Source organism: Streptomyces sp. MZ04 (genome assembly GCF_004684775.1).
Lineage (GTDB): Bacteria > Actinomycetota > Actinomycetes > Streptomycetales > Streptomycetaceae > Streptomyces.
In genome coordinates, this window is the sequence record NZ_SRIC01000326.1 from 1 (window position 1) to 8,656 (window position 8,656).

Below are 8,656 nucleotides of genomic sequence, written 5' to 3' on the forward strand. Positions count from 1 at the left end.
GTGGGGTAGTGGCGGCGGCGGCGGTGCGTTCGGTGTCGGGGTTGCGGGGAAGGATCACGGGCGGGAGGATTTCGCGCGGCGCAAGCGGGAGTTGACCGCGCACTCGTCGTCGCGGTGGGCGGGGACCATCACCAGGGGCAGCAACGATCAGTGGGCGCTGGCCCGCCGCGCCCAGACCGCCCACCTTCAGGAGCTGGCGCAGGCGATTGACGCAGTGCGTGCGCGGCTTGCGGTGCCGGTCGGGGCCTGCGATATCGCCACCCGCGCCCAGGGCTACCCGAGCGCGGCCACTCAGCGACGCCCAGGTGAAGCAACTGAAGTCACATCCATTCGCTGGTGCGCAGCCAGCCCATCATGTTGTCCATGGCCTGCTCGGAGAGGTCTTGGCGGCGGCTGGGGGGCGGTGCGGAGGCGGCGCGGCGGGCGCGCCCGGGGCCGTACAGCTCGCGCCAGACGGTGCGGGCGCAGGCCAGTACGGCGGGTGCGAAGCGGTCGAGGTCCCGGTGAAGTCCCTTGCCGGACAAGGAGATCGCGGCCACCGCGCGGCCCGCGCCCCGCAGCGGCGCCGCCACGCAGGCCACGCCCCGCACACTCTCCTCGCGGTCGTACGCGAACCCCCGGTCGCGTGCCGCCGCGAGCTCGGTGCGCAGGGCGATGGGGTGGACGAGCGAGCGCGGGGTGCGCGGGCGCAGTCCGCGGGCGATGACCTGCTCGGCCGCCGCGGGCTCGCTGAAGGCGAGGATCGCCTTGCCCGACGCCGTGCAGTGGGCGGGCATCCGGCCGCCGACGCGGGACGGTACGGAGGTGTCGTCCAGGCCGCCTATCCGCTCCAGGAAGACGACCTCGGGGCCGTCGAGCACGGAGAGGTGGACCAGGTGCCCGGTCGACTCGTGCAGGGAGTGCAGGTGGGGCAGCGCGGCGCGGCGCAGCCGGTTGTGATGGGCGGCGAGCGCGCCGAGCTCCAGCATGCGCATGCCCATGCGGTAGTCCCGGCCCTCGCGGTCCAGCCAGCGCAGCTGGACCAGCTGATCGAGGATGCGGTGGGCGGAGGAGCGCGGGATCCCCGAGCGGCGGACCACATCGGTGAGCGAGAGCCGGGGCTCGGGGCCGTCGAAGGCGCCGAGGACGAGGGCGGCCTTCTCCAGAAGCGAGGGCGGTGCCTGGTGGGGTTGCTGGGTCTGCTGGGGCATGGCTGAGCTCCCACGGGACAGTGCGCATCCGCGACATTGCGGGCGCGTTGGCGGCCTCGGGGTGACCTTGCCATGAGGGAAAGGGTGGGGGGAAGGGCCGGGATGTATTTCTTTTCGAAATAGGTTGAGCGGGGTGTGAAGGGGCGTCGTCCATGCCTTCGTAACCGGGGCTTCATCCCTGACTGTCAGGCTTCAGCCGCCCAGAAGTTGGCTATACAACTTTGAGTCCGCACTCGATGAGCCGCGACCGGCAGGAGACCCACCGATGACCGCGCCCACTCTTTCGCCCGTATCACCGAACGAACCCCCGCCCGCCCTCTGGCTGCGCGACAACTGCCCCTGCGAGCGCTGCAGGAACCCCCGCAACGGCCAGAAGCTCTTCCAGATCACCGAGCTGCCCGCCGGCCTCGGCATCGAAGCCGAGCGGGACGTCCGCACCCCGGACGGCGCCCCCGCCCGCGAGATCACCTGGGCCCCCGACGGCCACCGCTCCGTCTACCCCGAGGCCTGGCTGACCGCCCACCGCCCCGGTGCCGGCGCCGGTGCGCGGGACGGCGGCGACGGACGCACCGAGGCCGGCAAGGAGCTGTGGGCGGCCGGCCGGCTGCGGGGCGTCGGGATCCCCGAGGCGGACTGGGCGGCGTACAGCACCGAGCCCGCGGTCCGCGCCCGAGCCCTGGAGCAGGTGCTCCGGCTCGGCTTCGTCCTGCTGCGCGGGGTGCCCCGCGAGGACCGGCAAGTCCTCGACGTGGCACGGACCTTCGGATTCGTACGCGAGACGAACTACGGAGAGCTTTTCGAGGTCCGCGTCGAGGCCGACCCGAACAACCTCGCCTTCACCGGCGCCCGCATCACCCCGCACACCGACAACCCCTACCGCGACCCGGTCCCCACCCTCCAGCTCCTGCACTGCCTGGCCAACGCGGCGGTCGGCGGCGACTCCGGGCTCGTCGACGGCTTCTACGCGGCGGCACTGCTGCGCGAGGAGTCGCCGGAGGACTTCGCGGTCCTGACCCGCACGCCCGTGCCCTTCGCCTTCCGTGACGCGCGGACCGAACTGCGGGCCGAGCGGCCGCTGATCGACGTCGACCCGCTCGGCAGGATCCGCGAGATCCGCTTCAACAACCGTTCCATCGGCACCCTGCACGCCCCCGCCGAGGAACTCGACGCCTTCTACGGCGCCTACCGCCGCTTCGGCGAGCTGCTGCTGCGGCCCGAGCTGCAGCTGGACTTCCGGCTCGCGCCCGGAGACTGCGTCATCTTCGACAACACCCGCCTGCTGCACGCCCGTACGGCCTTCGAGGAGTCCGGCGACCGGCACCTCCAGGGGACCTACGCCGACCTCGACAGCCTCGCTTCGACCCTCGCGGTCCTGCGCCGCTCGTCCGTCGAGACGGAGGCCGGCCGATGAGCCCCGTCGACCGGCTCGCCGAACTCTTCGAGGGCGAGGGCAGTGCCGAGTACCTGGGCGAGGCCGTCACCCAGGCCGAGCACATGCTCCAGGCCGGTGCGCTCGCCGAGGCCGCGGGCGCGCCGCCGCACCTGATCGCCGCCGCGCTCCTGCACGACATCGGGCACTTCCACGGCACCGTCACGGGCCGCGACCTGATGGAGGGCGGCACCGACAACCGGCACAGCCACACCGGGGCCGACTGGCTCGACCAGTGGTTCGGGCCGGGAGTCACCGGCCCTGTCCGCCTGCACGTCGCCGCCAAGCGGTATCTGTGCACCGCCGAACCCGGCTACTTCGACCTGCTCTCGGAGGCCTCCGTGCACACCCTGCGGGTGCAGGGCGGGCCCATGACGCCCGAGCAGGCACGCGACTTCGAGGCGCTGCCGGGGGCGCGGGACGCCGTCGCCGTACGGCGCTGGGACGAGCAGGCCAAGGACCCGGACATGGACACCCCCGGCTTCGACCACTTCCGGCCGCTGCTCGAAGGACTGCTCACCGACCGCTGAGCTCACCGACCGCTGAGCTCACCGACCGCTGAGCTCGCCGACCGCTGAGCTCACCGCTCGCTGAGCCGTCGGCCGAGCGCGCTCGTCGCCGTCGAGTTGTGCACCGTGAAGGCCACCGTGCCCGGCAGATACCGGTCCTGTGACCACTCGACCGGCGTCCCCGCCGGGTCGGTGGAGCGCCGCCGCTCCCGCAGCAGCGCCTCACCGGCCCGGCAGCCGAGCAGCTCCGCGTCGTCCGCGTCGGCGACGGCGAGGTCGATGGTGTGATGGGCGTCGGTGAACAGGACGCCGTGCAGCTCCAGTTGTTCGGAGTACGAGACGGTGTCCAGCGGCATCCCGGCGACCAGCTCGCCGATGTGCTCCGGGTAGGTCGTGCGCTCCACCATCACCGGAGTGCCCGACAGGGTGCGCACCCGGCGAACCCTGAACACCCTTGCGCCCTCGTCGAGTTGGAGCTGCGACGCCTCCTCGTCGGTGGCGTCCCCCGGGTCGAGCGCGACGACTCTGCCGCCCGGCTCCTCGCCGAGCGAGCGCGCCCAGCGGGTGAAGGACCGCAGCTCGGCGAAGCTCTGCAGCCGGGTGCCGCCGCCGAGCACGACCCGGCGGGTGCCGCGTCGCGAGGTGACCAGGCCGTCGGTGCGCAGCGCGGCGAGGGCCTGGCGGACGGTGCCTCTGGACACGCCGTAGCGGCGGGCGAGTTCGTCCTCGGCGGGCAGTCGCTCCCCCGAGCCGTACTCGCCCGCCGCGATGGCGGTCCGCAGGTCCGCGGCCACCTTCCGGTAGAGCGGCGATGCGCCGGGCACACGGACCCCCTCGGTCGATCTCGGCAGTTCTTTCCGGGCTTCTGGGCGGTCCCGCCCGGCCTCAGTCGCCGAGCAGGGCACGCAGCAGGGCCACGTCCGCCGCCTCCAGGGTATCCAGCACCGTGACGCCGCCCGCGGGCGAGATCGCTTCCACCGACGGCACCGCGAGCACCACACACCCGGCGGCCCGCGCCGACGTCACTCCCGTCACGGTGTCCTCGACCGCGACGCAGCGCGCCGGGTCCGCGCCGAGCGCCGCCGCTGCCGCCAGATACGGATCGGGCGCGGGCTTGGTCCGTGCGGTGTCCTCCGCGCCGTACAGCGCGTCGAAGGGGTGCCCGAGCGAGGCCGCGACGCCGTCCACGACGACCCGTGGCGACGCCGAGACCAGGGCCGTCGGGATGCCCGACTCCCTTAGTTCGCCCAGGAGTTGGAGGGCGCCGGGCCTGGGTTCCGCTCCGTCCGCCACGCGTGCGGCGAAGCCCGCACCCAGCTCGGCGGCCAGCTTTTCGCGGGGGGCGCCGACGGTCTCGTACAGCAGCTCGGCCGTGTCCTCGACCGCGCGCCCGAACACCGCGCGGCGCCCCTCACCCACCAGCGCGTGCCCGTACCGTGCGACGACCTTCTCGACCGTCTCCACCCAGGCCTCCTCGGTGTCGACGAGGGTGCCGTCCATGTCGAACAGGACCGCGCTCAGCCGCTCGCCGCTCACACCGCCTCCAGGACCGGCCGGTCCTGCGGCCGCACGGTGACCCGGGTGCCGGCGCCGAGCGCCGACACGGCGTGCGAGGGCAGATCGGCCTTGACGTCCGTGCCGTCGGCGAGGCGGATGAGCAGCCGGGTGCTCGCCCCGTGGAAGGAGCTCGCGGTGATGACGTCCGGGCCGTCGTCACCGGGACGGACGTCGAGAGCCTCGGGCCGCAGCAGGAACACCGCGTCGCGCGCCGCCGCACCGGAGCCGCCGCCGTCCAACGGCAGCCGGGCGCCCAGGACTTCGGCCTGTCCCTCGCCCGTCACCCGCCCCGGAATACGGTTCATGGTGCCGACGAACCCCGCCACGAAGGCGGTGGCCGGACGGTCGTACAACTCGGCCGGGGCGGCGCACTGTTCGAGCCGCCCCGCGCGCATCACCGCGACCCGGTCGGCCAAAGACAGGGCCTCCTCCTGGTCGTGCGTGACGAACACCGTCGTGATGCCGAGCTCCAGCTGGAGGCGGCGGATCTCCTCGCGGAGGTTCACCCGGACCTGGGCATCGAGCGCGGAGAGCGGCTCGTCGAGGAGCAGCAGGCGTGGCCGCAGGGCGAGCGCGCGGGCCAGCGCGACGCGCTGCTGCTGGCCGCCGGAGAGCTGGTGCGGGAAGCGCGAGCCGTGGTCGGGCAGACCGACCAGGTCCAGCAACTCGGCGGCACGGGACCGGCGTTCGGCGGGACCCGTCCTGCGCATCTTCAGACCGAAGGCGACATTGTCGGCAGCGTTCAGATGCGGGAAGAGGCTGTACGACTGGAAGACCATGCCGGTGTCGCGCCGGTTCGCCGGCACCGGGACGATGTCGTCGCCGTCGAGCAGCACCTCGCCCGCGTCCGGCCGCTCGAAGCCCGCGAGGACCCGGAGCGCGGTGGTCTTCCCGCAGCCGGAAGGGCCGAGCAGGGCGAGGAGTTCACCGGGCGCCACATCCAGGTCGAGCCCGTCGAGGGCGACGGCGGAGCCGAAGGCGCGCCGCAGCCCGCGGATCCGCAGGGCGGCGCCGGTGCGCGCGGGAGCCGTGGTGCGCGGGGGAGCGGTGGTCATGAGCCGACTTCCTTCTTCGTACGACGATGGGTACGACGCTTGCGGGCGAGCCCCGTCAGGGCGAGCAGCAGCACCCAGGTGAGCAGCAGGCCGAGCAGCGAGACCGCCACCGAGAGCTGGGCGTTGGACCCCGATGCCTGCACGATCCACACCGCGAACGGCTGGAAGCCGAGCAGCTGCGCCACGGTGAACTCGCCGAGGACCAGGGCGAGTCCGAGGAACGAGGCGTTCAGGAGGGCCGTGCGCAGATTGGGCAGCACCACGCCGAGCAGCGCCCGCGGCCAGGAGGCGCCCAGGTCACGGGCGGCCTCGACGAGCGTGCGCACGTCGACGGCGCGCAGGCCCGCGTCCAGGGCGCGGTAGACGAAGGGCAGCGCCATCACGGCGTACGCGAGGACGAGTACGAACGGGAACCGCGGATTCTGTACGGCCACGAAGGTCTGGTAGAGCGGCGTCCGCGAGAGGTGGTCGGGCCCCCACTTCAGGACCGTCCCGATCCCGGCGGCCAGCGCCACCGGCGGCACCACCAGCGGCAGCGTCGTCACCACTTCGAGCACGGCCCGTAGCCGCCCGTCGCCCGAGAGACGCACGGCGACGGCGGCGGGCACGGTCAGGAGCAGCGCGAGCGCGACCGTCGCGAGGGCCAGGCCCAGCGAGAGCAGCAGGCTGGTGGTGAAGCCTTCGGCGGCGAAGATCCGGGTGTACGAGGAGAGGGTGAAACCCTGCCCCGGCACGTCCAGGGTGAACAGCGCGGAGGCGAGCAGCGGCACCAGGAAGTACGCCCCGGCGATGAGCGGGACGAGCGCGCGCCAGGGGCGTACGGGGTGGACCGCGTGGGTCATGCGGGCCGAGGGGGTCAGGCGAGCCATCGGGCGCTCCTTCGCTGCAGCGGCAGATGCACGGCCATCACCAGCGCCGCGACCACGACCATGTCGAGGCTGAGCGCGAGCGCCACGTTCTCCTGGCCGATGAGGACGTTGCCGGACAGCGCGTCGGCGATCTGCATCGTCACCAGCGGCACCGAACTGCCCACCATCGCGGCGGCCGTGGCGTACGAGGCGAAGGCGCTGCCGAAGAGCAGCACGAACCCGCCGAGCAGGGTGGGCAGAAGGACCGGGATGCCGACGTGCCGCCAGTACTGCCAGGCGCTCGCCCCGGAGCTGAGGGCCGCCTCCCGCCACTGCGGACGCAGCCCGTCGAGCGCGGGCGCCACGGTCAGGACCATCAGCGGGATCAGGAAGTAGAGGTACGTCAGGGCGAGTCCCCAGAAGCTGTACAGATTCCAGCCGTGCTGATCGAGGCCCAGCTTGGTGGTGAGTACGCCCGCGTTGCCGAGCGTGGCGACGAAGGCGAAGGCGAGGGGCACCCCGCCGAAGTTGGCGAGCACGCCGGACGCGGTGAGGACGGCCTCCCGCAGCGCGCGGCTGCGGGAGGTCACTACCGCCTGGGCGAGCAGCAGTCCGAGTACCGAGCCGACGGCCGCGGTGAGGGCCGACAGCTTGACGCTGCCGAGGAGTGCGGTCCAGTAGGCGCCTTGTACGGAGGCGCTGAGGTTGCCGAGGCCGTAGGAGTCGCCTGTGGTGAGGGCGCCGTCGAGCATGGCGATGGCGGGGATGCCGAAGCTGAGGGTGACGAAGAGGAGGAGGGGGAGGGCGGCGAGGCTTGCTGTGCGGCTGCGGGTCTGTCGTGGCTGGGCGCGCAGCTCCCCGCGCCCCTTACGGGGCGCTTCAGTTTGACTCACCGATCAGCCCCCGATCGCCTTGGCCCAGCCCTCGGAGAGGGTCTGCTTGGCCTTGTCGGTCTGCTGCTCGGAGGGGAACTTCGGGGTGCCGGAGACCTTGGGGAGCTTGGCTGCGGCCTGCTTGTCCAGGGTGCCGTCCTGCTCCATGGCGGTCATCAGGGCCGGGCGCGCGTACCCCTTCAGCCAGAGGTTCTGGCCTTCGGCGCTGTAGAGGTACTCCTGCCAGAGGCGGGCGGCCGCCGGGTGCGGGGCGTCCTTGTTGATGGCCTGCGAGTAGTACTGGGCGTAGACGCCGTCCGAGGGGACCGCGACCTTCCAGTCGACGCCCTTGCCCTTGAACTGGTCGGCGTAGCCCGCGTTGAGGTAGTCCCAGTCGATGCTGATCGGCGTCTCGCCCTTCTCGACGGTCGCCGGGGTGGACTCCACGGGGGTTGAAGTTGCCGTTCTTCTTCAGCTTCGCGAAGAAGTCGAGGCCGGGCTGGATGTCGTCGAACGACCCCTTGTCGGCCAGCGCCGCCGCGTACACCCCGGCGAAGGCCGAACCCGACTTGGTGGGATTGCCGTTGAGCGCGACCTTGCCCTTGTACTCGGGCTTCAGGAGATCGGCGAACGTCTGCGGGCAGTGCTTGACGCGCTCGGCGTCACAGCCGATCGAGACATAGCCGCCGTAGTCGTTGAACCAGCGGGCCTCGGCGTCCTTCTGCCCCTCGGGGATCTTGTCGTACGCCTCGACCCGGTAGGGCGCGGTGATGCCCTGGGCCGCCGCGGCCTGCGCGAACGCCCCGCCGAGGTCGAGCACGTCGGGCGCGCGGTCCTGCCCCTTGCGGGTCTTCACGGCGTTGATCTCGTCCTGGCTCGCGCCGTCCGGGTTCTCGACGGCGACCTTGATGCCGTACTTCTTACTGAAGCCGTCGATGATCGCCCCGTAGTTGGCCCAGTCGCGCGGCAGGGCGATCGCGTTGAGCGTGCCCTCCTTCTTCGCCGCGGCGACCAGCGCGTCCATGCCGCCCGCCTCCTTCGCGGAACCGGCGGTGGCGAGGCTCTTGCCGTCGGCGCCGACGGTCTCGGTGTCCGGGGCCGCGCCGCAGGCGGCGAGCGCGAAGGCCGATGCGGCCAGGGTGAGGGCGAGACCGGCGGTGCGTGTGCGAGGGGCGGTCACAGGGGCTCCTGGGGGC

At 72.6% G+C, this 8,656-nt stretch carries 8 protein-coding genes and 1 pseudogene; 2 read left to right on the forward strand and 7 right to left on the reverse strand.

Annotated elements, in window-relative coordinates:
• Nucleotides 1–320: 320 nt before the first annotated feature.
• Nucleotides 321–1,190, reverse strand: a complete 870-nt coding sequence (locus E2651_RS37750; protein ID WP_135335791.1) for an IclR family transcriptional regulator — start codon at nucleotides 1,188–1,190, stop codon at nucleotides 321–323.
• Nucleotides 1,191–1,455: 265 nt separating this feature from the next.
• Between E2651_RS37750 and E2651_RS37755 the strand changes: the two genes are divergently transcribed.
• Together E2651_RS37755 and E2651_RS37760 are read left to right on the forward strand one after the other, a co-directional pair.
• On the forward strand, nucleotides 1,456–2,601 hold the full coding sequence (locus E2651_RS37755; RefSeq protein ID WP_135335792.1) for a TauD/TfdA family dioxygenase: 1,146 nt from the start codon (nucleotides 1,456–1,458) through the stop codon (nucleotides 2,599–2,601).
• Complete coding sequence (locus E2651_RS37760) at nucleotides 2,598–3,149, forward strand: phosphonate degradation HD-domain oxygenase (protein ID WP_135335793.1); 552 nt, start codon at nucleotides 2,598–2,600, stop codon at nucleotides 3,147–3,149. The genes E2651_RS37755 and E2651_RS37760 overlap by 4 nt, the downstream gene beginning before the upstream one ends.
• A gap of 50 nt (nucleotides 3,150–3,199) precedes the next feature.
• Here E2651_RS37760 and E2651_RS37765 read toward each other — a convergent pair whose 3' ends face one another.
• The 6 genes and pseudogenes from E2651_RS37765 to E2651_RS37790 all read right to left on the reverse strand — a co-directional run bounded on the left by E2651_RS37765 (nucleotide 3,200) and on the right by E2651_RS37790 (nucleotide 8,640).
• Nucleotides 3,200–3,952 (reverse strand): GntR family transcriptional regulator, encoded by a 753-nt coding sequence (locus E2651_RS37765; protein WP_135335794.1) that lies wholly within the window; start codon nucleotides 3,950–3,952, stop codon nucleotides 3,200–3,202.
• A gap of 61 nt (nucleotides 3,953–4,013) precedes the next feature.
• Nucleotides 4,014–4,664, reverse strand: a complete 651-nt coding sequence (locus E2651_RS37770; RefSeq protein WP_245239471.1) for an HAD family phosphatase — start codon at nucleotides 4,662–4,664, stop codon at nucleotides 4,014–4,016.
• On the reverse strand, nucleotides 4,661–5,740 hold the full coding sequence (locus E2651_RS37775; RefSeq protein ID WP_135335795.1) for an ABC transporter ATP-binding protein: 1,080 nt from the start codon (nucleotides 5,738–5,740) through the stop codon (nucleotides 4,661–4,663). Before E2651_RS37775 ends, E2651_RS37770 begins: the two co-directional genes overlap by 4 nt.
• Nucleotides 5,737–6,582, reverse strand: coding sequence for an ABC transporter permease subunit (locus tag E2651_RS37780; protein ID WP_135335797.1), 846 nt, complete (start codon nucleotides 6,580–6,582; stop codon nucleotides 5,737–5,739). The genes E2651_RS37775 and E2651_RS37780 overlap by 4 nt, the downstream gene beginning before the upstream one ends.
• A gap of 14 nt (nucleotides 6,583–6,596) precedes the next feature.
• The gene (locus E2651_RS37785; RefSeq protein ID WP_135335798.1) at nucleotides 6,597–7,442 is read right to left on the reverse strand and encodes an ABC transporter permease subunit; all 846 of its coding nucleotides are present in this window, start codon (nucleotides 7,440–7,442) and stop codon (nucleotides 6,597–6,599) included.
• Between the two features lie 42 nt (nucleotides 7,443–7,484).
• Nucleotides 7,485–8,640: pseudogene (locus E2651_RS37790) on the reverse strand (ABC transporter substrate-binding protein).
• Nucleotides 8,641–8,656: the final 16 nt, after the last annotated feature.

Excerpts from the sequence above, each read along its gene's own strand:
- E2651_RS37775 (WP_135335795.1), bottom strand. The coding sequence starts at position 5,740 with ATGACCACCGCTCCCCCGCGCACCACGGCTCCCGCGCGCACCGGCGCC.
- E2651_RS37760 (WP_135335793.1), top strand. The coding sequence starts at position 2,598 with ATGAGCCCCGTCGACCGGCTCGCCGAACTCTTCGAGGGCGAGGGCAGT.
- E2651_RS37750 (WP_135335791.1), bottom strand. The coding sequence starts at position 1,190 with ATGCCCCAGCAGACCCAGCAACCCCACCAGGCACCGCCCTCGCTTCTG.
- E2651_RS37780 (WP_135335797.1), bottom strand. The coding sequence starts at position 6,582 with ATGACCCACGCGGTCCACCCCGTACGCCCCTGGCGCGCGCTCGTCCCG.
- E2651_RS37755 (WP_135335792.1), top strand. The coding sequence starts at position 1,456 with ATGACCGCGCCCACTCTTTCGCCCGTATCACCGAACGAACCCCCGCCC.